Annotated in this window: 20 protein-coding genes; 11 read left to right on the forward strand and 9 right to left on the reverse strand. The window is 54.8% G+C overall.

Annotated elements, in window-relative coordinates:
• The first annotated feature begins 5 nt into the window (after nucleotides 1-5).
• From L2731_RS09780 to L2731_RS09810, 7 genes are all read left to right on the forward strand, one after another.
• Nucleotides 6-779, forward strand: a complete 774-nt coding sequence (locus L2731_RS09780; protein WP_249252931.1) for an enoyl-CoA hydratase — start codon at nucleotides 6-8, stop codon at nucleotides 777-779.
• On the forward strand, nucleotides 779-1,909 hold the full coding sequence (locus tag L2731_RS09785; protein ID WP_249252933.1) for an enoyl-CoA hydratase/isomerase family protein: 1,131 nt from the start codon (nucleotides 779-781) through the stop codon (nucleotides 1,907-1,909). Before L2731_RS09780 ends, L2731_RS09785 begins: the two co-directional genes overlap by 1 nt.
• Nucleotides 1,910-1,944: 35 nt before the next feature.
• On the forward strand, nucleotides 1,945-2,844 hold the full coding sequence (gene mmsB, locus L2731_RS09790) for a 3-hydroxyisobutyrate dehydrogenase (RefSeq protein ID WP_041511535.1): 900 nt from the start codon (nucleotides 1,945-1,947) through the stop codon (nucleotides 2,842-2,844).
• A 4-nt stretch (nucleotides 2,845-2,848) separates the two neighbouring features.
• Nucleotides 2,849-3,607 carry an SDR family oxidoreductase gene (locus tag L2731_RS09795; protein WP_011865472.1) on the forward strand — a complete coding sequence of 253 codons (759 nt, stop codon included), beginning with the start codon at nucleotides 2,849-2,851 and terminating at the stop codon, nucleotides 3,605-3,607.
• A 121-nt stretch (nucleotides 3,608-3,728) separates the two neighbouring features.
• Complete coding sequence (locus L2731_RS09800; RefSeq protein ID WP_249252935.1) at nucleotides 3,729-3,986, forward strand: hypothetical protein; 258 nt, start codon at nucleotides 3,729-3,731, stop codon at nucleotides 3,984-3,986.
• 9 nt (nucleotides 3,987-3,995) lie between these two features.
• On the forward strand, nucleotides 3,996-6,041 hold the full coding sequence (locus L2731_RS09805; protein ID WP_249252936.1) for a S9 family peptidase: 2,046 nt from the start codon (nucleotides 3,996-3,998) through the stop codon (nucleotides 6,039-6,041).
• Nucleotides 6,042-6,255: 214 nt separating this feature from the next.
• Nucleotides 6,256-7,851, forward strand: a complete 1,596-nt coding sequence (locus tag L2731_RS09810) for an ABC-F family ATPase (protein ID WP_041511532.1) — start codon at nucleotides 6,256-6,258, stop codon at nucleotides 7,849-7,851.
• A gap of 270 nt (nucleotides 7,852-8,121) precedes the next feature.
• Here the strand turns inward: L2731_RS09810 and L2731_RS09815 are convergent, their stop codons facing one another.
• The 3 genes from L2731_RS09815 to L2731_RS09825 form a co-directional block, all read right to left on the reverse strand.
• Entirely contained in the window at nucleotides 8,122-9,483 is a 1,362-nt protein-coding gene (locus L2731_RS09815; protein WP_249252937.1) for a leucyl aminopeptidase family protein, read from the reverse strand.
• A gap of 72 nt (nucleotides 9,484-9,555) precedes the next feature.
• On the reverse strand, nucleotides 9,556-9,984 hold the full coding sequence (locus tag L2731_RS09820) for an LETM1/MDM38 family protein (RefSeq protein ID WP_239850313.1): 429 nt from the start codon (nucleotides 9,982-9,984) through the stop codon (nucleotides 9,556-9,558).
• Nucleotides 9,985-10,043: 59 nt separating this feature from the next.
• A complete protein-coding gene (locus tag L2731_RS09825; protein WP_239850314.1) occupies nucleotides 10,044-10,601 on the reverse strand; it encodes a TetR/AcrR family transcriptional regulator in 558 nt (185 codons plus the stop codon).
• A gap of 97 nt (nucleotides 10,602-10,698) precedes the next feature.
• On the opposite strand from L2731_RS09825, the gene L2731_RS09830 reads away from it, so the two are divergent.
• Nucleotides 10,699-11,169, forward strand: coding sequence for an HPP family protein (locus L2731_RS09830; protein WP_249252938.1), 471 nt, complete (start codon nucleotides 10,699-10,701; stop codon nucleotides 11,167-11,169).
• 196 nt (nucleotides 11,170-11,365) lie between these two features.
• Nucleotides 11,366-12,856 carry a GGDEF domain-containing protein gene (locus L2731_RS09835; RefSeq protein WP_239850316.1) on the forward strand — a complete coding sequence of 497 codons (1,491 nt, stop codon included), beginning with the start codon at nucleotides 11,366-11,368 and terminating at the stop codon, nucleotides 12,854-12,856.
• A gap of 23 nt (nucleotides 12,857-12,879) precedes the next feature.
• On the opposite strand, the gene L2731_RS09840 is transcribed toward L2731_RS09835, so the two are convergent.
• The 3 genes from L2731_RS09840 to L2731_RS09850 are packed head-to-tail and all read right to left on the reverse strand — an operon-like array spanning nucleotide 12,880 to nucleotide 14,916.
• A complete protein-coding gene (locus L2731_RS09840) occupies nucleotides 12,880-13,692 on the reverse strand; it encodes a ribonuclease H family protein (RefSeq protein ID WP_239850317.1) in 813 nt (270 codons plus the stop codon).
• Nucleotides 13,693-13,711: 19 nt separating this feature from the next.
• On the reverse strand, nucleotides 13,712-14,287 hold the full coding sequence (locus L2731_RS09845) for a DUF1415 domain-containing protein (RefSeq protein WP_345773696.1): 576 nt from the start codon (nucleotides 14,285-14,287) through the stop codon (nucleotides 13,712-13,714).
• 32 nt (nucleotides 14,288-14,319) lie between these two features.
• The gene (locus L2731_RS09850) at nucleotides 14,320-14,916 is read right to left on the reverse strand and encodes a LysE family translocator (RefSeq protein WP_239850318.1); all 597 of its coding nucleotides are present in this window, start codon (nucleotides 14,914-14,916) and stop codon (nucleotides 14,320-14,322) included.
• A 360-nt stretch (nucleotides 14,917-15,276) separates the two neighbouring features.
• Between L2731_RS09850 and L2731_RS09855 the strand changes: the two genes are divergently transcribed.
• Complete coding sequence (locus L2731_RS09855) at nucleotides 15,277-18,183, forward strand: M9 family metallopeptidase (protein ID WP_249252939.1); 2,907 nt, start codon at nucleotides 15,277-15,279, stop codon at nucleotides 18,181-18,183.
• Nucleotides 18,184-18,460: 277 nt separating this feature from the next.
• Nucleotides 18,461-19,066 carry a DUF4136 domain-containing protein gene (locus L2731_RS09860; protein WP_249252940.1) on the forward strand — a complete coding sequence of 202 codons (606 nt, stop codon included), beginning with the start codon at nucleotides 18,461-18,463 and terminating at the stop codon, nucleotides 19,064-19,066.
• A gap of 91 nt (nucleotides 19,067-19,157) precedes the next feature.
• Here L2731_RS09860 and L2731_RS09865 read toward each other — a convergent pair whose 3' ends face one another.
• The 3 genes from L2731_RS09865 to L2731_RS19595 form a co-directional block, all read right to left on the reverse strand.
• Nucleotides 19,158-21,290: a TonB-dependent receptor gene (locus L2731_RS09865; RefSeq protein WP_249252941.1), complete on the reverse strand. Its 2,133-nt coding sequence runs from the start codon at nucleotides 21,288-21,290 to the stop codon at nucleotides 19,158-19,160.
• 482 nt (nucleotides 21,291-21,772) lie between these two features.
• Nucleotides 21,773-22,594 carry a DUF2797 domain-containing protein gene (locus L2731_RS09870; protein ID WP_249252942.1) on the reverse strand — a complete coding sequence of 274 codons (822 nt, stop codon included), beginning with the start codon at nucleotides 22,592-22,594 and terminating at the stop codon, nucleotides 21,773-21,775.
• 575 nt (nucleotides 22,595-23,169) lie between these two features.
• A complete protein-coding gene (locus L2731_RS19595) occupies nucleotides 23,170-23,391 on the reverse strand; it encodes a phage integrase N-terminal SAM-like domain-containing protein (protein ID WP_415837068.1) in 222 nt (73 codons plus the stop codon).
• Nucleotides 23,392-23,597 lie beyond the last annotated feature (206 nt).

The raw sequence follows: 23,597 nt of genomic DNA on the forward strand, positions 1-23,597 counted from the left end.
CAAAGATGACAGCGATAGTTGAACAGATCATCGGCCATACCGCCGTACTGACCATGAACAACCCACCGGCCAATACTTGGACGGCCGATAGCCTGGCGCTACTCAAGCAGAAGGTGACCGAGCTTAACGCCAACAAGGAGATCTATGCCCTGGTGCTGACCGGGGAAGGCGAGAAGTTTTTCAGCGCCGGTGCCGATCTCAAGCTGTTTGCCGACGGTGACAAGGGTAACGCGGCCACCATAGCAAAACACTTTGGTGAGGCCTTCGAGGCGCTGAGCGCATTTCGCGGCGTCTCTATCGCGGCTATCAATGGTTACGCCATGGGCGGCGGCCTGGAAGTCGCGCTGGCCTGTGATATCCGCATCGCCGAGGCGCTGGCCGTGATGGCACTGCCTGAAGCCACTGTTGGCCTGCTGCCTTGTGCCGGTGGCACCCAAAACCTCACCGCCATGGTAGGTGAGGGCTGGGCCAAGCGCATGATCTTGTGCGGCGAGCGGGTGAACGCCGACAAGGCGCTCAGCATAGGGCTTATCGAAGAGGTGGTCGAAAAGGGTCAAGCCTTAGATGCCGCCATGGCGCTGGCCGAGAAGGTGGCTAATCAGAGCCCAAGCAGCGTGACAGTATGTAAGCAGCTGATCCAATCTGGCCGCGCCATGCCGCGCACCCAGGCTTTGCCGCTGGAGCGTGAGCTGTTTGTCGGTCTGTTCGACACAGAAGATCAAGCCGAAGGGGTTAACGCCTTCCTGGAGAAGCGCAAAGCAAACTGGAAGAATCGCTAATGACTGAACAGACAAATTGTGTGGTCTTTCAGACCTTAGGGACCTTATCGGGTAAGCTGGTGGGCGTTGCGACCCTCAACATGGAGAAGGCGCTCAACGCCCTCAACATGGATATGGTGCGCGCGCTGACTAGTCAGTTGACCGCCTGGGCCGACGATGACGCCATCGCCATGGTGGTGCTGGACGGTGCGGGTGAGAAGGCCTTCTGCGCCGGTGGCGACGTGCGCGCCCTCTATCAGGCCGCCCGTGAGCTGCCGGGCGAGATCCCAGAGGTGACCCAGGACTTCTTTACCCGAGAATATTTTCTCGATCATCTGCTGCATACCTTCGACAAGCCAGTGCTTGTGTGGGGTGATGGTATCGTCATGGGTGGCGGTCTGGGCCTGATGGCCGGTGCCAGCCACCGCGTGGTGACCGAGCGTTCTCGCATCGCCATGCCAGAGGTGACTATCGGCCTCTATCCCGACGTGGGCGGCAGCTATTTCCTCAACCGTATGCCGGGTCATATGGGACGTTTCTTGGGCATGACCGCCTACAACATGGATGGCGCCGACGCCTTCTATGTTGGCCTGGGTAATCACTACCTGAATTCAAGTGACAAGCAGCCGCTGTTCGATGCGCTTTCAAGCATCGACTGGGAAAGCGATGTCTGCGCCAACCACGGCAAGCTAAACGCCCTGCTTGAGGCGATGTCGAGCCGCTGCGCCCAGCCAATGGGCGAGAGTATCCTCGAGCAGCATCAAGCCGAGATCGATGCCCTGATGGACGGTGAACTCAATGAGATAATGACCAGAGTGAAGGCGGTAGAAGATGCCGAGCCTTGGCTGGCGCGCGCCCTCAGCACTATGCTGGCCGGCAGCCCGCTGAGTCTGCACCTGGTGTATCAGCAGTCGCTGCTGGGGACTGAGCTGAGTCTGAGCCAGGTGTTCCAACTGGAGTTGGGACTGAGCTGTAACTGCTGCGCTATCGGCGATTTTGCCGAAGGGGTTAGAGCGCTGCTTATCGACAAAGACCGTCAGCCAAACTGGTTATATGAGACCGTCGAGGCGGTGCCTCAAGAGATGGTCAAGTCACTGATGACCTCGCCATGGGATCCGCAAAACGATCCACTGCGCACCTTAGGCCAATAATTTTTCAGGTAAAGCCTGAGGAAAAGGAGCAAAACATGAATACAGTTGCATTTATCGGATTAGGTAACATGGGTGGCCCTATGGCGGTCAACCTGGTGAAGGCTGGCTATACGGTCAAGGCCTTCGATCTCTCTCAGGCGGCCCTGAACCATGTGGTCGAGCAGGGCGCCATGCAGGCACCCAGCGCCTGCGCCGCGGCGGCTGCGGCCGATGTGGTGATCACCATGTTGCCTGCGGGTAAGCATGTGCGCAGTCTTTATCTGGGAGATGAGCAGAATAAGGGGATCATCGATGTAGTGGCCGATGGCACCTTGCTTATCGATTGTTCTACCATAGACGCCGAGAGTGCGCGTTTCGTCGCCGAGCAGGCCAAGGCCAAGGGACTCGAATTTATCGATGCGCCGGTATCGGGCGGCACTGCAGGTGCGGCGGCCGGCACCCTGACCTTTATCTGCGGCGGCAGCGATGCCGCCTTCGAGCAGGCTCAGGGCGTACTTAATGTGATGGGCGCCAATATCTTCCATGCCGGCGGCCCGGGTGCCGGTCAGGTGGCCAAGATCTGTAACAATATGCTGCTGTCTGTGCTCATGGTTGGCACCAGCGAGTCAATCCAGATGGGGATAGACCATGGACTGGACCCTAAGGTGCTTTCTGAGATCATGAAGGTCAGTAGTGGTGGTAATTGGACGCTAGATAAATATAATCCTTGTCCAGATGTGATGGAAAACGTGCCATCATCAAATGGTTACCAGGGTGGATTCATGGTTGATCTCATGGTGAAAGACTTAGGTCTGTCCCAGGAGGCGGCCCTGCTCTCTAATTCGAGCACCCCAATGGGCGCCTTGGCCCGTAGCCTGTACGTGAATCATGCCCGTCAGGGAAATGGTAAGCGTGATTTCTCCAGTATTTTTGAGCAGTTTAATAAAAAAGGGTAAGTTGATGGATTTAAAAGATAAGGTTGTAGTCATCACAGGTGGTGCCGGTGGTTTAGGTTTTGCGATGGCACAAGAACTTGCCGCTGCGGGTGCCAAGTTGGCGCTTATCGATGTGGATCAGGAGAAGTTAGAGCGTGCCTGTGCCGATATCGGCGATACCACCGAGGTACAAGGCTACGCCTTCGATATCACAGATGAAGAAGATGTGGTAGCGGGTTTCGGTTACATCCTCGAAGATTTCGGCCAGGTCAACGTGCTGGTTAACAACGCGGGTATCCTGCTCGATGGCATGTTGGTGAAGGCCAAAGAGGGTGAGGTAACAGATCGCATGTCGCTGGCGCAGTTCCAGGCGGTGATCAATGTTAACCTGACGGGCTCATTCCTCTGTGGTCGTGAAGCGGCGGCGGCCATGATCACCTCGAAGCAGCAAGGTGTGATCGTCAACATCTCTAGCCTGGCGAAGGCGGGCAATATTGGCCAGACCAACTACGCGGCCTCTAAGGCTGGCGTTGCTGCCATGTCTGTGGGTTGGGCGAAGGAGCTGGCGCGCTACAACATTCGTAGTGCCGCCGTTGCGCCGGGTGTGATCGAGACAGAGATGACGGCGGCCATGAAGCCAGAGGCGCTAGAGCGTCTAGAGAAGATGGTACCGGTTGGACGTCTGGGCCAGGCAAGCGAAATCGCCTCTACCGTTAAGTTCATCATCGAAAACGACTATGTCAACGGTCGTGTGTTCGAGATCGACGGCGGTATCCGCATCTAATCGCTGGCTTATCCCAGTGTAAAACGGGCCCAGTGCCCGTTTTTTTATTGCGGCCCCTATCCTTAATCATTGTGCGAAATTGCAATGTGCGAAGGTGCGCCACTTGATGTAATCTAACCTTATGAGTAAGAAAAGAAAGATGATATGGTTTGAACAAGCAACCAAGACGCTGATGTTGATTGTGGGTGTCCTTGGGGGGGTGGTGATCTACGCGGGCTTCTTCTTTCTGCTGGTTACTCAGTCTTCGGCCAGTTTCTTACCCTGGTATATTCTGATCTCCCCCTGGCTGTGCATCTACTTTGGCCTGAGCGCAGAGAAGCAGAGGCTCACGCTTCTGTGGTTGCGACGTAAGTTATTCTTTTGGCGTAAATTCAAGTGAACTAAGTTTATGACGCGGCGGTTCAAAAACCTGATTCTGGTAATGGTGGCCGTGGCCGTCATGCTTGCTATGCATCTTTTTCGGGGGGAGACTCCCGAGCTGCCTCGTGATAAACGTAGCGGCCGGCTGATCGCCGACTACGGCAGCTGGCATTCAGTGCTCTCGGCCAAACTGGTCTACGCCCCCTCAGACAGCTTTGGCGTGCTGAGACCCATAGAGGGCGGCCTCTATTTCACCCAGACCGACGCCAGTCACGGCGGTAAGGTGGGGGTCAATAAGCTTACCCCAGAGGGTGAAGTGACACGCATCATCAATCCCGAATTCGATGTGAAAAGCCGAGTGCATGAGTATGGTGGCGCGCCTATGCTGGCCATCGGCAGCACATTGTTTGCGGTGAAACGCGACGATCAGCGCCTATACCGTATCGCCCCCAATCAGGCGCCTGTGGTCTTAACCCCTATTAATACTCGCCACGCCGATTGTGTCTCTTACCCTAAGGGCTCACGGATTATCTGTGTGCGCGAAGATCACCGCAAGACGGGCGCGCCCACCGCCAGCATAGTGGCCTTAAACCTCAACTTTGAAAATGAAGGCGAGACACTGGTCAGCGGCAGCGACTTTTACGCCGCGCCGCGGGTCTCACCGGATAATCGTCAGCTGGCCTGGATCAGCTGGCAGCAGCCCAACATGCCCTGGGACAATACCGAGCTTTGGGTGGCCGCTCTCGACCCCAAGGGCGGCATCACGCAACCGAGACGACTGCTTAGCAATTTGCAAGGTGCGATCACTCAGCCTGTTTACAGCCCAAGTGGCGAGCTCTTTGTGGTGGCCGATTTCAATAACTGGTGGAACCTCTATCGGGTAACGCCCGAGGGCAAGGCCGAAGCTGTGCTCGAGCTGGCGGGGGAGTTTGCCAAGCCAGATTGGCAGCTGGGTAATCACAGCTATGCATTTGAGACAGAGGATCAACTGATCGTCAGTGTGCAGCATGAAGGTAAGACTGATTTGCTGCGCTTCTATATGAAACTTGGGGTCACAGAGTCGATCGCCGCCGAGTTTGCCGAGGTGAAACAGCTGGTCAAGGGGCCGGACGGCATCTATTTCATCGGCAGTAAGACAACGCCGGAGAAGGGGATCTATCGCATTCGCGGCCGGGGCGTCGAGCTGGTGTATGCGCCTAAGGTCACGGCGCTGGATCCTCGCTATATCTCCCGCGCCGAGCCGATTCAGTTTATCTCCGATATCAGTGGACTGCCCGTCTATGGCTATTTTTATGGTCCCATGAATCCAGAGTATATTGCGCCAAACGACCAGCGTCCGCCCTTGATCGTCATGCTGCACGGTGGCCCGACCTGGCAGGCCAGCCTGAGTTTTCGCCGTGACATTCAATTTTGGACCAGTCGTGGCTTTGCCGTGCTGGATGTCAATTATCGCGGCAGCTCGGGTTTTGGCCGGGCCTATCGTCAGAGTCTCTATGGTTTGTGGGGCCGGGCGGAGGTGGAAGATGCCATCGAGGCGGCCGAATATCTGACCGACAGGGGCTGGGTCGATGCGGATAAGGTGGCCATTCGTGGCATGAGCGCCGGCGGTTTCAGCGTGCTGTCGGCGCTGGCCTTCTATCAGACCTTTAAGGCCGGCGTAGTCTATTCGGGGATCAGCGATCTCGAGGCGCTGGAGAGAGAAACCCATAAGTTTGAGCAGGGTTACCTGCATCATCTGGTGGGCGAGCTAACGCCCAACTCTCCTCTGTATCGCCAGCGCTCGCCCCTATATCATCTGGACGACCTCAAGGCGCCGCTGCTACTGGTGCAGGGCGCGAAAGACCCTATCGTGCCGGCGAGTCAGTCAGAGGCAATCTACACCTCCCTCAAGGGGCGCGGCGTGCCTGTGGCCTATCTGGAGTTTGACGATGAGGGCCATGGGGTGAAGAAACCCCTGAATCGTATCGCCGCGCTCAACGCAGAATTATCGTTCTACAGTCAGGTGTTTGGCTTTATGCCTGCCGATGAACAGACCCGATTAGCTATAGACAACGCATCTGCCCTAGCGCAATAAGAGCACCGCCGTTTTCACCCATGTTAGCGGCGGAAAATCGCCCGCTTAAGTTGATAAAATGCCCCAAAGTGGCTATAGTAGCGCGCTTTAAAATATCCCTTTAGCGCAGTTTTTCATCAGCTTGTCATCGGCAGCCGATAGGGTGTTTGTTGAGGCTGGGTACTAGACTCAAACAGGCGTCACTTCGCTTAACTACTATTTTCGGAATTTCACATTGATCACGACAGCTAACATCACCATGCAGTTTGGCTCTAAGCCGCTGTTTGAAAACATCTCAGTAAAATTTGGCGGCGGTAACCGCTACGGCCTCATCGGTGCCAACGGTTGTGGTAAATCAACCTTCATGAAGATCCTTGGCGGTGAACTCGAGCCAACATCGGGCAACGTCTCTCTGGATGTGAACGAGCGCCTGGGTAAGCTGAGTCAGAACCAGTTTGGTTACGAAGAGTTTAACGTGGTCGATACCGTGATCATGGGTCATACCGAGCTGTGGAAGGTGAAGCAAGAGCGTGACCGCATCTATTCGCTACCTGAGATGAGCGAAGAAGATGGTATCAAGGTGGCCGAGCTTGAGATGGAGTTCGCTGAGATGGACGGTTACACCGCCGAAAGCCGCGCCGGTGAACTGCTGTTGGGTGTGGGTATTCCACTGGAGCAACACTTCGGCCTGATGAGCGAAATTGCCCCAGGTTTCAAGCTGCGTGTGCTGCTGGCTCAGGCGCTGTTTAGCGATCCCGATGTGCTGCTGCTCGACGAACCGACCAACAACCTGGATATCGACACCATCCGCTGGCTGCAAGAGATGCTTAACCAGCGTAACAGCACAATGATCATCATCTCGCACGACAGATACTTCCTCAACTCTGTGTGTACCCATATGGCGGATCTCGACTATGGTGAGCTGCGCATCTATCCGGGTAACTATGATGAATATATGACGGCGGCGACCCAGGCTCGCGAGCGTCTGTTGTCTGACAACGCCAAGAAAAAGGCGCAGATCGCCGAGCTACAGGGCTTCGTGGCGCGCTTCTCAGCCAACGCCTCTAAGGCGAAACAGGCGACCTCTCGTGCCAAGCAGATCGAGAAGATCAAGCTTGATGAGGTTAAGGCCTCTAGCCGTGTTAACCCCTTCATTCGTTTCGAGCAAGAGAAGAAACTCTTCCGTAACGCCTTGGTGGTTGAGGATCTCTCTAAGGGATATGACGAAGGCCCGCTGTTTAAAGATTTTAACCTGATCGCCGAAGTGGGTGAGCGTATCGCCGTGCTGGGTGAAAACGGTGTGGGTAAGACCACCATGCTGCGTACCCTGATCCACGACATCCCTCAGGACACAGGTACCATTCAATGGTCTGAAAACTCATCCATTGGTTACTATGCTCAGGATCACGAAGCCGATTTCGAAAACGACATGACACTGTTTGAGTGGATGAGTCAGTGGCGTAAACCTGAAGATGACGACCAGAGTGTGCGTGGCTACCTCGGTCGTATGCTGTTTAGCGCCGACGACATCAAGAAGTCGGTACGCGTGCTCTCGGGTGGTGAGAAGGGCCGTATGCTGTTTGGTAAGCTTATCATGCAAAAGCCGAACATTCTGGTGATGGACGAGCCAACCAACCACTTGGATATGGAGTCGATCGAGTCGCTCAACAACGCACTCGAGATGTACCAGGGCACGCTGATCTTTGTCAGCCATGACCGCGCCTTCGTGTCATCACTGGCGACTCGTATCATAGAGATCACCCCGCAGGGCGTGAACGACTTCAAGGGAAGCTATGATGAGTTCCTGCGCAGCAAGGGCGTCGAAGAGTAATACCAATCACAGTAAATATGTGATCAGAAATAGCGCAGGAAAAACGCTTGAGAACAAAGCAGGATTTTTAGATAAGTAGTTATTCTACAATTAAAAATACTAATACAGTTATCGAGCGTTTTAACAAGCTAGAATGATTAATTATTTATTACGATTGGTATAATAACGCCGGTTAGATGTTTCTAAATAAAAAGCCCGAGTCATAGCTCGGGCTTTTTTGATCTCACTCTCAGTGACTGGATAGTGACTAGGGCGCGACTAGAGCGGGCGTTACTTACCGAAGCGCTCTGCCAGGTAGCCGAACACGGCGCGGATGCCGAATGCCTCACCGCCGATGGGGCGACCCGGTAGCTTGCGGGTGTTCCAGGCCATGACGTCGAAATGGGTCCAGCTGATCTCCTCATCGACGAAGGCTTCCAGATAAAGCGCCGCCGTGATCGCACCGCCAAAAGGCACCTTGCCGCAGTTGGCCAGATCGGCGATATCGCTGCCGGTCAACTCGAAGTAAGGCTTGTGCAGCGGCATGCGCCATACAGGATCTTCAACGTTCAGGCCCGAGGCAGTGATGCCTGCAGCGACTTCATCGTCATTACTGAAGAAGCCAGGCAGCTCAGTGCCTAGGGCGATACGCATGGCACCTGTCAGGGTGGCAAAATCGATCAGCAGCTCAGGCTTGTCGCTGTTGGCCTCGGCCAGGGCATCACACAGCACCAGACGGCCTTCGGCGTCCGTGTTGTCTATCTCAACCGTGAGGCCCTTGCGGGTGGTGATCACATCGCCAGGACGGAAGGCGTTCGCCGAGACGGCATTTTCTACCGCAGGCACCAATACGCGCAGGCGCACCGGCAGCTTGGCGGCCATGATCTGATGGGCCAGACCGATAACATGTGCGGCGCCGCCCATATCTTTCTTCATCAGGCGCATGCCGGCACCTGGTTTAAGGTCCAGGCCGCCGGAGTCGAAACAGACGCCTTTACCGACCAGAGTCACCTTAGGGGCATCTTCATCACCCCAAGTGAGGTCTATGAGGCGCGGCGCGTTATGGCTGGCGCGGCCAACCATGTGGATAGTGGGGTAGTTGTGGGTCAGCAGGTCGTCGCCGACGATTTGGGTGACCTTGGCGCCAAACTCGGCCGCTAGTGACTCCATGGTTTCGCCCAGGTGCTGGGGCATCATGTCGGCGGCTGGGGTGTTGACCAGATCGCGCACGATAGCGACCGAGCGCACCATCTTAAGTGTCTGCTCAACCAGTTCGGCATCGCGCAGCACCAGTTGAGGGTAAACCTTTTCGTTAGCCTTGTAGCGATCGAACTTGTAGGCGCCCATGGCCCAGCTAAAGGCCGCCAGCTTACAGGTCTGGCCGTCGCTGTCGAGCAGGTACTGGCCCGCTGGTAGCTCGTTGACCAGATCGCCGCACATCCAGTGGGAGTCTTTGTTCTCGGTGACAAATAGCACCTGACTGAGGGCGCCGTCATTGCCTGGGATCAGGCTCAGGCCTTTGCCTTGATATTGGGTGCTTGAAAGCCAGTTTTGTACCGGTTTTTCCTGGCTGTTTAGCCAGTCGTTGTAGTCACTTGCCGCCAGCAGCGTCAGTGGGATCCCTTCGGAACCAGAGAGGAGTAATTGAGTCATTGGGCATCATCTTGTTGAGGTCAAAATTCAACTTAGACTAGCATGTTAGCCCCTGTCGGTGAAAGCGGCGCCTTATTCGTTGCTGACTTTTTCGACAGCCTCCAGGGCACGCTTGTTGGCCTGGGCTTCGCGGCTCAGCTGGGCCTTGCGCTCGGAGAGATTGTTAAAGGAGCTGGGGAGTACCTCGACGCCGACCAGTTTACCCAGTTTGACGACCACGGGGATGGTGATGGGGGCAAAGGGCAGCACGGCAAACACGCCAAGGCCCAGGCCCTTGATGAGGTCTGCCAGTTGCTGGTTGGCCAGTCGCAGCTCTTCCTTGCTGGCCTGCTTGCGGGTGTAGCGACCATAGGCGACCAGCATATCCTTGGTCTCCTGTTTCTCCTGGGCCAGGGCATCTTTAAGCACCAACATGTCACGTTTTAAACGCAGACTGAAGCGGCGGCGACTGATGCGCAGCACCCTGAAGGGGGCCTTGTGTAATTTACGATAAATTTTCATGGCGCGATTGTCTCACAAGCCCAGCTTAAGACCTATCTTTTCCTGACGCACTTTTATGCCTAAATAAGGGAGGGGGCCAGTCGTTTCAAGAGGGCCTGGCTGCGAAGGGCGGCGGCCTTGTCCTGGCTCACCATGGCAGAGACGATGGCGCCTTCTTTCATCAGGCAGATCAGATCCACCAGGGACTCATTTGGCTGGCTAAGACGCTGCTCAATCAACTCTCTGACGGCCTGTTTGTGAAACTTGGCGAAGCGTGATACCTGGCAGCGACAGTCGCCACATTCGATGGCAGAGTTGATAAACAGGCAGCCGTGAAACTGGCTCAGTTGCGGCACGCGGTCGTTGAACCAGTCATCCAGTGCGCTAAACAGCGCGTCGATCAGGCTAAGATCGTCCTGCGCCTGCGCCAATCGCTCCTCCAGCCAGTGGATGAAGATCTGGTGGCGTGTCTCCAGTACCGCCACGATCAAGGCTTCTTTACTGCTGAAGTGATGGTACAGGGTCTTCTTGGCGACCCCGGATACCTTAAGCACCTCGTTGATCCCCACCAGATTGATGCCCCGCTCGGTAAAGAGGCTGAGGGCGGTGTCGATTAGCAGTTGTCTCTTATCTGTCATTTTTTCCTCGCTTTTTTATATCTTGACATTGGTAGACCAAGTTGTCTACTCTTGCGGGTAGACAGACTTGTCTACATAAGGGAGTAAAGAGATCAAGATGAATAAACTGGCATTTGCGTTAATCTCCGGCCTGGGCGCCGCCTTAGCCATAGGGCTATTATCCTTCGCGGAAACCTTGCAGTCGGAGGTTGTGTTGCTCATGGTGCCCTTTGGCGCCACCGCGGTATTGGTGTTTGGGGTGCCGGACAGCCCCCTGGCTCAGCCGAAGAATGTGATTTTCGGTCACCTGTTGACCTGCGCCATCGGCCTCTACTTTGTCCATTTCGTCGGCGTGACCCCGCTGACCCTGGCGCTGGCGGCAGGGCTCGCGGTCAGTGGCATGCTGCTGACCAAGACGACTCATCCACCGGCAGGTGCCACGCCGCTGCTAGTGATGTTAACGGGTCAGGACTGGGATTTTCTGATCTCGCCCGTATTATCCGGCGCCTTGATTATCGTGGCAGTGGGTAAGCTTATCGCCCTGATGCACAAGCGTCTCGAGCGGCAACAGCGTGCGGCACTGGACTAGTTTTTTCCTACGAATCCTACTTGTTACAACTTTTGTGCGTAATTTCAGTAGGCTAGATTGGTATAGACTATACTTTTCATTCGTGAGCAGTGAGTGGTTCGGGCCTGACGTCGAGCTTGGGTGGGGCTGAGTGTACCCAGGCTCGTTAGGGATGAGCGTGTCAGCGCGGGTTGCTTGGCAAAAGGATGAAGAGTGAATGCGTCACCCATTTAAGCCGTTCAAAATCTTTAGTCTGGCCATCTTGTATGTCGTCTTTCTTGTGGCGGCCTTCTATATTCTGATGGCCAGCATCAATCAGTCTCAGCAGGATTGGAAACGCCATACCTATGAGGCCCTGGAAAAGACCGCCTATTTCAATGACGCCATGGTGGTCTTGGGTTATGGCGGCTTTATTCATGACTTTAAGAATGCGGTGATTCGCCGGGACTTAAGTTACCTGAGAAGGGCCGAAACCGAGATTGAAGTTGGGTTAGACTCGCTGCAAAAGTACCTGCAACACTCGCCTGAGCATGAGGCCGAGGTAAGAGCCATACAGTCTGTGGTGAGCCAGTACCGTAACAACCTGCCGCGTCTGAGGCATATGCTGGAGGAAAAGCAGTCTGCGGAGGCGATCGACGCCGTGGTCAGGGTCGACGATGCCCCGGCAATAGCGGCGATAGAGACCATACTTGCCAGCCATGCCCAGCGCCCGAATCAGCTTTTTGCCCATGCCGACAGCGCCCACCAGAGGGTGAATCAGATGCTGCTGGTGATCCTCTGCGCCTTAGTGTTGGTGAGCATCCTGGTGTTTAGTTTTATTCGTTATGTCAACAAACGACTGGCGATCAAGCTTAAGGATCTCGAGGTGATCTTTAGCTGCGCGCCTAACGCCATCTTTTCGGTCGATGAGCACGGCACCATCATCTCCGCCAATCGCGAGACCATGCGCCTATTTGGCTTCTCTAAGCGGGCGCTGAACAGAATTAATGTGGACGATCTGGTGCCCAGCGGCACTAAGGAGAAGCATAAGAAGCTGCGCCTGGAGTTTCAAAAGTCCGACAGGGTACAGCCCATGTCTCAGCGCAACACCATCTTCTACGGCAAGAAGCTCAATGGCGACGTGTTTCCCGCCAGCATCTCCATCGCCACCTATGGGGTGGGGGATGAGAAGCACAGCATTGTAGTGATCAAAGATCTCAGCGACGAGATGCAATATAAGTCCCAGGCCAATACCGACCCCCTCACTAAGGTCGCCAATCGGCGTGCCATCAACCGCCAGCTGTCGGCGGCCGTCAGTCGCAGCAATCGTCAGCAGACCCCGCTCGCCGTGTGTATCTTCGATATCGATCACTTCAAATCGGTCAATGATAAACATGGTCACCTGGTGGGTGACGATGTGTTGCAGCGAGTGGCCAAGATCTTCAGCGATGCCGTGCGTAAGACGGACTTTGTCGGCCGCTGGGGGGGCGAGGAGTTTGTGATCATCCTGGAAGACACAGACAGAGACGGCGCCTTGCACTTTGCCGATAAGCTCAGAGAAGAGGTGAAGCGCCGCAGCCTAGAGAGCGACTTCCCCGTCGCCATTACCTTAAGCGCCGGAGTGTCTGTCTATTGCCGCGACGATAACAAGGAGTGCCTGTTCAATCACGCCGATCAGGCACTCTACCGCGCCAAGGAGAGTGGCCGCGATTGTGTGGTCGTGATTTAAAACGACCACTAAGAGCAAGGTGTCTACCCGGCGCGCAGTGCTAGCAGCGCCGGGATATCCAGCGGCTCCTGGTAGCGACAGAATTGGGCTTGCTTGGTTTCCAGGGTGTAGATAGACATGCGATCGGCCAGCTCATTCCCCTCGATCCCCACATGGGCCGCCACATGACTGAGTTTCAGCTTCGCCTTTAAGCTATCGTAAAGTGCGTGGGCCTCCTGGATCACGCTTAAGTTGGCGATCTCCCCCGTCTTACGACGCCAGCCATTGGCCTTCCAGCCATAGGCCCACACTGAGATACACTTGATGGCATATTGGGAGTCGCTGTGAATATGAACGCTCTGTCCCTGCTGCAGATAATGCTTGGCCATCAACAGCGCCTGATGCAGGGCGTTGAGTTCGGCGGTGTTGTTGGTGCCCATGGGGTGATAGAGTCCATACCAGAGTTCGGCCAACTCGCCTTGGCGATAGAGTGCCAGACCAGAACCGGCCTCACCGGGATTGGGCTCACAGCCGCCGTCGGTATAGATATCGATATCGCTGTCGGGATGCTCGCTCGTGCTTTGCTGACTGCTCGCGCCCGATTTTGGCTTACTTGCTGTTGTATTGGCTGTTGTATTGGCTGTTGAATTGGCTGTTGAGCTGGCCTTGTAGGAGGCAGATCTTGCACTGCCGGCCTTACTCTGTCCGCCCTTAAAGGCGGCCTCGGCCTCGGCCTGTGTCTTAAAGGATTTGTAGCGCGCGCCCGCAAAGCCGTCGACCAAGGCCTTGGTCTGGGGCCAACTGGTGAATATGCCTGTCTCGCGTCCCGCCCACACCACATAATATTTGCTTGCCATCGGATGCTCTTCCCTTGAATTAATCGGCCTGTTTACAGCTTTGCAGCAGCTTGACGAAGAAGGCCTCGCCCTTACGTTCGGCGAAGGCGATGTTGCGCTCGGGGATCGACTCGGGGTCGTCATAGTCGGCTAGCGCACGCTCCATACTGGCCTCACGTATGATATGCAAGGTGGGATAGGGCGCGCGGTTGGTGTAGTTGGCGGCGCTGGATGACTCTTCGCCCTCGAAGCAGTAGTCGGGGTGGAAGCTGGCCAGCTGGAATACCCCCTCGAATCCCTGATCGATCAGCAGGGCATCGGCGATATCTACGAGATCCAGATACTGATAAAACCCCTCGAAGCCACGCGGCAGAATAAACAGTGTGGTTTCGGTTTGCGGATGCTCCTCGAGGTAGTGGCATTCGTCGACCAGCTCGTTTAACACGGCCTCCAGCTGATGCTGCTCGGCCACCTTGTAGCGTATGCTGTTGCGCTCCACTTCTCGGCGGGCGAAGGGGCAAATATTGTATTTCATGATCACCTTCTCGACCCAATTCTGGGTGGCTAAGGCGACGCCTCTATCTTCGGCGTTGTGATTGCACTCTGTCGCTGCCACGGCTGCTCCGTATGATCTGGTTTTTCTGTGTGTTATTGAGGAGCGATCATAGGGATGATAGAGGCCACAAGCAAGAGCGCCATGGTGATGTTAAAGGCTTTTTGCTGGCGTTGATGCTTAAGTAGTCGCTTGAGCGCTACCCCAAACCCTAGCCATACCAAGGCGCAGGGTAGGGCGACACTCAGGAAGACGCTGGCGATGGTGATCACCTGGGGGGTGAGCGGCTTGTCCATCACCGTATAGGTGGCGATGGCGCCGACGGCCATGATCCAGCCCTTAGGGTTGACCCATTGAAAGGCTGCGGCCTGCAGAAAAGAGAGCGGTTTTGCCGTCTGTTTCCCCTCCATACGACTGCTGCTGTTGGCGATCAGCCACGCCAGATAAAGCAGATAAGCGATGCCGACATACTTGATGACCAGGTGCAGCAGGGGATAGGTCTGAAACACGGCGCTCAGCCCCAGACCGATGGCTAGCACCATACAGGGAAAGCCGATGCAGATCCCCGCCAGGTGGGGCAGGCTCAGGCGGATGCCAAAGTTTACCCCAGAGGTCATCAACATGATGTTGTTGGGGCCTGGGGTGATGCCAGAGGAGAAGGCAAATAGGGCGATGGCGAAAACCAGTTCCATTAACGGCGTGTCTCTCGGGTGATGAGTCGAATCGCTATGATCTCAGGCAGCGTCTCTGCTGACCAGCAAATTTTTTTCATTATCTCAATTTCGTTATAACTCACTGTAAAAATTGATTTTGTCAGATTATCCCCTAGGTAATTTGTACTTTGCTAAAGTAAATCTCCTGCCGAGCACTTGCAATAATATATTGTATAAAATATAACAGTCTTGCCATAAATTGTTAACTCTAGGTTAACAAGGATGTGCTAATCGCTCGGCAGGACGCCTCGAAGAAGGTGAGTCGAGTCTCATCAACCTGAGTAATGTCAGGCCTTAATGGGCCTGTCGGTCTGGAGACCACCTACTATGACTACCACTATGACAATCAACAGATTAGCCCGCGGCGCGCATGCACGCCGCTTCACGCCCACGGCGCTCGCTCTGGCCTGTTCGCTGCTGGCCACACCCTGGGCGCTTCAAGCCCAAGACTCGCACTCGGCAAAGGTAGCGCCACCGACTCAAGCAGCTCCGCTTAAGGCGCAGCAGTCGCCAAGCAACCAAGGTCAGAATAGGGCTCGTTCAAATCATGCGACTAAAAAGGCGGCGCCTCAGCCCGCTGGCGCACGGGATGTTGTCGTCGGCGAGCAAGCGCCCTCGGTACTTAAGAAAGCCAGCCCCAAAAACGCCGATAAGATCAGCGAGCACGGAGTGGAGGGCGGCTCGGGGCTAACGGGTATGCAGGGCAGCCTGGCGCTAATGGGTTTGCAGGGCAACTTGGGAGCCAAGGGGCCTGCGGCCGAGGCCGATCCCTGTAACGGCTACAGTCAGTTCGATAACCTAAGCGGCCAGGCGCTGCATGACTTTGTGCGTCAGGCGGAGTTTTCCTGCATCTCCGAACTCTATTCCCGTAACGATGCCACCGCGGTCAAGGTCTATCAGGCGGACAATGTGGTGGCCGTGGCGAACTTGGCCAAGGCAGACGCGGCAAGCTACGACAGCAGCACGGGCAGTGAATTCCTTAATCTGTTCTATTTTCTGCGCGGCGCCTTCTACATAGAGTACTACAACGACGGCCTTAATTATGGCGACAGTCGTGCCAGCAATGCCATGCGCGACCTGTTGCTGGAATATGCCAAGAACCCGGCGTTTAACAGCCTGAGCGACATGCAGGGCAACACGCTGCAGGAGTATTTTATCGCCTGGGACAGCTCCTATAACTATTATGATTCGGCGGCGGTGATCACCGACTACCTTAATCGGTTCAGCGAGCAGCACCTGGCCTCCTGGTATCACAGGACGGCGCTGACCAAGGCGCTGACCACCCTCTATCGTGGCAGCTGGAACGAGACCTATATCAAGGCGTCGATGGAATATGACGCCCTGCGCGCTGCCTTGCTTAAGGTGGCGACCTCAGACTATATCATCAACTCAAGCTATGCCTTCGAGTCGACCGATGCCTTCCACGAGTTTGGCCGATTCTATGAGTATCAGTCCTACTGGCAGCTTCCCGAAAGCCTTAAAACCAGCCTTAACATGGGGGTGCAGCAATATATGGCTAAGTTCCCCCGTCTGTCGAAGCAGTGGGCCGATGGCGCCGGCTACCTGGATTATTACAACCCGGGTCAGTGTGACAGCTTTGGGATCTGTGGCTGGCAGGATGAGCTAGAGAGCAGCGTACTGGCGATTCACTACAGCTGCTCGGATACCATCAAGATCCGCGCCCAGCAGCTGACCGACTCAGAGCTGCAAGCCTCTTGCGATCTCATGGCTGAGGAAGAGGGCTTGTTTCATCAGATCCTGGCGACCGGAGGGGTGCCTGTGGCCGATGACTATAACGAGGATCTACAGGTCAACATCTTCGACAGCTATGAAGACTATGATGCCTATGCGGGGATCATCTTCGGCATCAATACCGATAACGGCGGCATGTATCTGGAGGGGACACCGTCGGATCCCAACAACCAGGCCCGTTTCATCGCCCATGAGGCGACCTGGACAGACGATATTTTGGTATGGAACCTGAGACACGAATATGTGCACTATCTAGATGGTCGCTTCAACCTCTATGGCGCGTTTAACTACTTCGATATCGATACCGGCAAGTCAGTTTGGTGGGCCGAGGGCCTGGCCGAATATATCTCTCATCAGAATCGCTACGATGAGGCGATCGACATAGGCCGCAGCCAGGCCTTCAGCCTGAGTGAGATCCTGGCCAACACCTATGACAGCGGCACCGACAGAGTTTATCGCTGGGGTTATCTGGCGGTGCGCTTCCTGTTTGAGCAGCACAGAAGCGATGTCGATGCGCTGTTGGTGCATGCCCGCGCTGGTGATGCGTCGGCCTGGCTCAGCTATATCGACAACACTATCGCTACTAATTATGACGCGCAGTGGAGCAGTTGGCTGCTGACGGTGACCAGCAACGACACGCCGCTCGAAGGGGGCGTGGTGCCGCCGGTCGACAGCGATGGTGACGGCGTCATAGACAGTGAAGATGCCTTCCCGAACGATCCGACCGAGTGGGCCGATGAAAATGGCAACGGTATAGGCGACAACGCCGATGCGGCCAATGGTGGTGGAGAGGTGAGCCATTGCGGCGCGGCGACCCTCAGCGACGGTAACCTCACTCAGGAGCAGGCCGAGTGTGTGGCGGGCACTGGGGTGAATTACTACTATACCTATGTGGAGCAGGACAATACCCAGCTCTACATCAGCACCACGGGTGGCGAGGGGGATCTGGACATCTACTTTAACCAGCAGACCTGGGCGAGCCCGAGCGACTATGAGGTGAAGTCACAAAACAGCGGCAATGAGGAGCTGATCAGTGTGGTAGCCAATCGTGGCTGGGTGTATCTCACCACAGTAGCGGTCACCCCGTTCGAAGGTGTTAGCCTCAAGATAAGCCAGAGTGCGGGCGGTGCGCCCGATAAGGGTTCGCCCCAGGTAGCCGATGCTTGCCTAAGTCAAAGCCCATACAGCTATGGTGGGGTAGAGTTTGGCGAGGCGGTGTGTGTGGCCGACGGGCATTCGAGTTATTACTTCTATGTGCCGGCCAATACCTCGGCTATCGAGATCGACACGGCCCATGGTAGCGGCGATCTGAATCTCTATGCTAATGCCACCACCTGGGCGAGCCCGACGGCCTATCAGGTCAAGTCGGAAAATGTCGGCAACGATGAGCATATTCGTGTCGAATCGCCCGCCGAAGGTTGGTTCTATGTCAGTGCCGATGGCGCGCCTTCTAGCAGTGGTGCCAGCTTGGTGGTGACCATAGAGGCCAACTAAGCCCCAGGGTAGATTTAAAGCCAAAACGTCGGCCCGGTGCCGGCGTTTTTTTATCTGTCGCTTATCGCCATTATCAGTCTGTTTATTGCCGGACTACTATCTTCTAGGGAGCGTTTAGGGAGTGTCCAGTGAGCTCCCAAGGAGCGTCTAGGGAGATGATTGTTAACACTTTGTCAGCTTAGGTTCATGATCTTTGGCCTATACTTTGCCATGCCGATTAACGCTGCCGCTAATCGAACACCCATCAAGGACTGCCCATTAAGGACGAGGAGCCGAAATGAAATCTATCTTGCTGAATTTGAGCCTGAGTCTGATGCTGATAACGGGGATGACCGCCTGCAGCGTGAGTCAGGAAGAGCCACTGCAACTGCCCATGGCACCCGAGGATCGTCTGACCATGGTGGCCAGTGGCGACTTGAGTTTTATCGCGAGTCATCATCAGGCCTTTGCTCTGCATCCCGATATCGAGCTGCTCAATGTGAGTGGAGAGGTGGAGCCAGATCAGCTTAAATCGCGCATGCGCAGCGCCATTAATGCCGTGATGCAGGCCAAGGGTTATCGGCAGGTGGCCGACAATGAGTCGCCTAATCTCTTGATCGGCTATGGTGTGGCTCTCGGCGAGACCATGAGCGACGGTGAGATCTTACAAAAAGCAGGCCTGGTGCCGGGCGTATCTGAGCAAGGCGTGGATATGGGCCGCTTCGAGAAGGGCTCTGTACTGCTGCTGGTGTTCGACCCCAGGCAGGCATCGCCAAGCTGGCGGGTATTGGCCCAAGGTTTTACGCCATTAAATTCAGACAATACCTTGGCCAGCGAAGAGGCCGATGAAAGGCTTGCCCGGGTGATCAATAAGATGCTAGGTGCGCTGCCTCGGCAGCCTTGATCTCGCCTGAAATGAAAGCTTGATAAGGCTGTAGGGTTAGCTAGTTAGAAAAAAAGCGCCGCTCAATATTTGGGCGGCGCTGCTGTATCGGTTAGAAACGTGTCTTCACGCCAAGGTTGATGGTGGTGCCAAGGCCCTTGGTGTTGTAGCCCGAATAGGTAAAGGCCTGAGAGCGCGCCGAATAGTAGTCTTCATTCAACAGGTTCTCTACCCCCAGGCTGAACTGCCAGTTGTTGAGCCGATAGCTGCTGCTGAGGTTGACCAGATGGTAGTTGCTTATCGGTCCCTGAGCGCCAACGTACTGGCCGTCGACCGGGTCGAACCGCTTGCGATCGCCCACATACAGGTAGTTGATGGCGATGCTCGCATCGTCAATCAGCTGCCAGTTGAGGGAGGCGGTAAATTTAGGCGCCGAGATCACCTGGCCGTCCAAGTAGGTATCTTTCTCTGTGTCCTTACCTTCGACCCAGCTGTAGCTCATGTCTGTGCTCAGGTTATCCAGCCACTGGTAGGCCAGCTGCGCCTCATAGCCCCAGATCTTCTGTGGTGCGCGCACCGGCATGTAGACACCGGTTGCCGCGTCATAGGCGTTGCTGGTGCCAAGCTCTGAGGTGCTGCGATAAGCCGCCAGTTCATAGCTGAGCTTGTCATAATGACCCGAGAAGCCCACCTCATAGTTATCGACGATAGAGGCCTCAGTCTGGATAAGCGAGATATCGTTTACCGTGGCGGTACGCAGCAGGCGGCCAAGATCTGAGATATCCGCGCCCTGAGAGAAGCTGACAAACGGGCTGAAGGCATCGTCTAGCTGGTAGCGCAGGCCCAGGTTATAGGTGGTCGAGGTAAAGTCTAGCTCGCCGCCCTTAACATCGAAGGGCACGGAGCAGGTCGCTGCGGTGCGGCACACCTTGAGGGTCTTATAGTCATCGACATTGATGTCGACCCTGTCGTGACGCACGCCCGCCTTGAGGATCCAGTCATCAAACAGGGTCAACTTGGTTTGCAGGTAGCCCGCCAGGTTGCTCATGTCCATCTCGGGTACCCAGATGCGGCCATCGTGCAGTGGCTGTGAGCTGACGTCGTTGAGGGCATCGATACCATAGATGAAGCTGGCAGAGACATTGTCCCAGTCGGCGTAGCTGTTGAGGTTAATCCGCAGGCCGCGCTTCTCAGAGCGAATTAGCGATTGGCCGCCATCGTAGCCTTCGCTGGGGTTGGCCAGCGCGGCAGAGTAGAAGAACATGTTTTCTATCTTCTGATAGTAGGCGTCGAGGGTGAGTTGCGTCTGGTTAAAGATCTCCTGATCTGTGTATTTCAGCATCAGGTTGTGGCTGCCTCGCGGACCCTGTGGCACGCCGGGCTTAGGCTGGTTGGTCTTGATGGCGTAAGTTTTCACGCCGCTGTTGACGCTGCCGGTAACGTCCATGAGTTCGGCGTTTTGCTGCGCCTCATAGTAGTTGTAGGTCAGCTGTACCTGTTTCTCGCTGTCAAACTCATAGGCCAGCTTGGTAAACAGGTTTTGCGACTTGGTTTCTGACAGGCCGTAGATCAGGCCTATGATGTCGCCCTCGGCGTCATATTCGAGCCCGGTTTCCTCCTCGGAGGCGCTGACCACGTAGCTGACCTTATCCAGGGTACCGTCGATGCTGGCGTGGTAGCGATAACCTGCGCTGTCTTCAAACTTCACCGCGCTGAATTTGCTCGAGGCGCCTAGCTCTACGCTGGCCTTGGCATCGCTGCTGGGGGTCTTGGTGATGTAGTTGATGATGCCACCCGAGGCGCCGTTGCCATAGATGGAGGTGGCACCCTTGATCACCTCGATGCGCTCAATGGCGCTAGGGTCGATGGAGCGAATGCCCAGGCTGCCGTTGCGTAGCGGGGTAGACTGGGGCACACCGTCGATCATCACCAGGGCCTTACGGCCACGGAGTGTCTGGCCTGCATTACTTGAGGTGCCTGTGCTGGGCGCCATGCCTGGTACGCGAAACGCCAGCATGTTTTGTAGCTCGGAGGTGATCAACATATCCTTGGCCAGGGTCTTGTTGTCGATCAGGGTCACCGAAGAGGGCACCTCTTCGATGCTCTCGGCGCTGCGGCTCCCCGTGACTATGATACGTTCTATGCTGTCATCGGCGGCGACGGCCTGCTGGCTCATCAGCCCGAGGCAGAAGAGGCTGGTATAGAGGGCCAAAGGTGATTTTTTTAAAGCAAGGTGAGCGGGCATCAAATTATCCTTGGTTTATGTAGGAAAAAAGGTTGAACAACAATTTGATGCGAATGATATAGATTATCATTTGTGTTTGCTCAAGATTTACATATGTTACATTTTTGTGTCGAACTGATTAGGCCTTTAGCCTTGGCACCGCTTGTAAAAGTAAGCGTGATTGGCGATGGGGGGAATCATTACTCGAAGTAACAAAGCCGCGCTGTTTTCCTTTGACTTGGCACACAATGCTGTCTAAGAATGCGCCTAAGCATTTGTAGAAGAGGGGGGAGTAGCATTTACATCAGCACTTGTATAAGCACTTGTATAAGCCTTTACACTCTAACTTGTATTAAAAAAAACGCCTGCACACTTTCGTATGCAGGCGCTTGCTGCTTTTTATTTGAGAGAGGCTCATTCTAGCCGAGATTTAATCTATTCGAGATAGGTACTAGCCGAGATTTATTCTAGTCGAGCTTTATCTAGTAAAACTGTCACCCGATTCACTCGGCTTCGAAGCTGACCTCGTAGGCGGTGAACTTACGCAGGTTAATCACGCCGGTATCGAAGATCAGGTACTGACCCTTGATCCCTATCAGCTTGCCGCTCACCACAGGCTCCTTGTCGAAGTTGTGGGAGGCTATCTTGGTGGGGAACTCGCTCACAGGATAGTCGATGGCGACTATCTCTTCATTCAGACGTTCGATGGCATACTCGCCGTGGGTCATCATCAGGCTATGCAGATGTTGCTCGATCTGCGGCAGCAGCTCCTCGGCGTGCTCCTTGAGCGGTAAGGGGTTGGCATTGCCCTTTAACATGGCGCGCCAGTTGGTCTTATCGGCAATCATCTTGGCCAGCTCGACTTCGATCAGGCCAGAGAGTTGACGGCTGGATACCTTGAGGATGGGCAGGCCCTGGGTGGCGCCCTGATCTATCCAGCGGGTCGGCAGCTGGGTATGGCGGGTGATCCCCACCTTGAGCCCAGAAGTGTTGGAGAGGTAGACATAGTGGGGCACGAAACAGTTGGCCTCGCCCCACTCGGGTTCGCGGCAGGTCCCCTCGGCAAAATGGCAGGTCTCGGGTTTCATGATGCACATATCGCAGCTCGCCAGCTTCTTCATACAGACGAAGCAGTGGCCCTGGGAGTAACTCTTCTTGGTCTTCTTGCCGCAGTTACAACAGAAGATATTACCGGTATGGACCAGTTTGATATTGCTACCGATAAAGGGGTTGAGTTCGACTTCATTGTCGCCCACAAGCAGCTGATAATTGGCCAGGCCCTGCTCATCGAGCCTGGTGCGCATTTTCTTCAAAGTTCCTTGCATTGCACTCTCAATTGCGTTGGAGTCATTCGCCGCGGCGCCGACTCTTCGTTAATTTGTGATGAGTGTAACAGTTATAGGGGAGAAGATAAAAAGGGAGGGGCTTAACTGAATGCCGGTTAATCAAGGTTGTTGTCAGATGGAGTTTCATTGTAAGGGCCTGGCCGGCCGTCGCCCTGTATGGAAATATCAATGGCGTGATTACTTGGTCTGTGATGCTGCCTACATCACACTGACATTTTTGATGTTCTTATGGGTCAGATGTGATGGAGCGACCGTATCTGCACTCGGTATCTAACGTCTCTTCGATTTGGCGGTATTGGTATGTTTAAGGTGTGAAAGCTAACTGATTTTTGCCCCAAAGTGTGCAGCCCTTAGAATGAAGGTTTGACATTTCTACAGTTTGCTTGGTTGGCACTTGGCGACATGCTCATCTATTAAGCGAGTTGAAGGTCGTACCTTCATCGCCATCTAACGCCTGCCCGGCGGGGGGTGTGCAGATACGCCTGTGAGACGCCGTGAATAAGTCCCTTTAGGCTCTGCCGAAACATCCCTGTTTCGGAAGCTCACCGGCGTATCTACACTCGGTATTTAACGTCTCTTCGATTTGGCGGTATTGGATGTTTAAGGTGTGTAAGGAATTGTTCAACGGCTGCTTCGCGCAGTTGGGCAGGATGTCTTTTCTGGTGAAAATAGATAAACTTCCTGACCCAATACAGGTAAGCCTTTTCGGTTTTTAAGCTATATCGCTTAGTTCTCAACACATTACGGATGGATTCAATGAAAGGTGACTTACTCATCTGAGACACTCAAAATCAACAACTGTATATTTATACAGTTGTAATGGGAGGTCGTGAAAAAGGCAAAATTCTGCTTCCTACTATGTAAATTGAACTGTAGTGGTCAACTAAAATTGGCCACGGTTTTGTATTCAAGCCAGTATCTTCGCTCTGACTCATTAGGTGTTAGCCCACCGTTATATTGATGTGGTCTCAGCTGACTGTAA

The sequence above is a fragment of the Shewanella aquimarina genome (genome assembly GCF_023349185.1).
Lineage (GTDB): Bacteria > Pseudomonadota > Gammaproteobacteria > Enterobacterales > Shewanellaceae > Shewanella > Shewanella aquimarina.

What these genes read in the sequence shown, in the direction of transcription:
- L2731_RS09780 (WP_249252931.1), top strand. Translation starts at nt 6, where the DNA reads ATGACAGCGATAGTTGAACAGATCATCGGCCATACCGCCGTACTGACC.
- L2731_RS09785 (WP_249252933.1), top strand. Translation starts at nt 779, where the DNA reads ATGACTGAACAGACAAATTGTGTGGTCTTTCAGACCTTAGGGACCTTA.
- mmsB (WP_041511535.1), top strand. Translation starts at nt 1,945, where the DNA reads ATGAATACAGTTGCATTTATCGGATTAGGTAACATGGGTGGCCCTATG.
- L2731_RS09795 (WP_011865472.1), top strand. Translation starts at nt 2,849, where the DNA reads ATGGATTTAAAAGATAAGGTTGTAGTCATCACAGGTGGTGCCGGTGGT.
- L2731_RS09800 (WP_249252935.1), top strand. Translation starts at nt 3,729, where the DNA reads ATGAGTAAGAAAAGAAAGATGATATGGTTTGAACAAGCAACCAAGACG.
- L2731_RS09805 (WP_249252936.1), top strand. Translation starts at nt 3,996, where the DNA reads ATGACGCGGCGGTTCAAAAACCTGATTCTGGTAATGGTGGCCGTGGCC.
- L2731_RS09815 (WP_249252937.1), bottom strand. Translation starts at nt 9,483, where the DNA reads ATGACTCAATTACTCCTCTCTGGTTCCGAAGGGATCCCACTGACGCTG.
- L2731_RS09820 (WP_239850313.1), bottom strand. Translation starts at nt 9,984, where the DNA reads ATGAAAATTTATCGTAAATTACACAAGGCCCCCTTCAGGGTGCTGCGC.
- L2731_RS09825 (WP_239850314.1), bottom strand. Translation starts at nt 10,601, where the DNA reads ATGACAGATAAGAGACAACTGCTAATCGACACCGCCCTCAGCCTCTTT.
- L2731_RS09830 (WP_249252938.1), top strand. Translation starts at nt 10,699, where the DNA reads ATGAATAAACTGGCATTTGCGTTAATCTCCGGCCTGGGCGCCGCCTTA.
- L2731_RS09835 (WP_239850316.1), top strand. Translation starts at nt 11,366, where the DNA reads ATGCGTCACCCATTTAAGCCGTTCAAAATCTTTAGTCTGGCCATCTTG.
- L2731_RS09840 (WP_239850317.1), bottom strand. Translation starts at nt 13,692, where the DNA reads ATGGCAAGCAAATATTATGTGGTGTGGGCGGGACGCGAGACAGGCATA.
- L2731_RS09850 (WP_239850318.1), bottom strand. Translation starts at nt 14,916, where the DNA reads ATGGAACTGGTTTTCGCCATCGCCCTATTTGCCTTCTCCTCTGGCATC.
- L2731_RS09855 (WP_249252939.1), top strand. Translation starts at nt 15,277, where the DNA reads ATGACAATCAACAGATTAGCCCGCGGCGCGCATGCACGCCGCTTCACG.
- L2731_RS09860 (WP_249252940.1), top strand. Translation starts at nt 18,461, where the DNA reads ATGAAATCTATCTTGCTGAATTTGAGCCTGAGTCTGATGCTGATAACG.
- L2731_RS09865 (WP_249252941.1), bottom strand. Translation starts at nt 21,290, where the DNA reads ATGCCCGCTCACCTTGCTTTAAAAAAATCACCTTTGGCCCTCTATACC.
- L2731_RS09870 (WP_249252942.1), bottom strand. Translation starts at nt 22,594, where the DNA reads ATGCAAGGAACTTTGAAGAAAATGCGCACCAGGCTCGATGAGCAGGGC.
- L2731_RS19595 (WP_415837068.1), bottom strand. Translation starts at nt 23,391, where the DNA reads ATGAGTAAGTCACCTTTCATTGAATCCATCCGTAATGTGTTGAGAACT.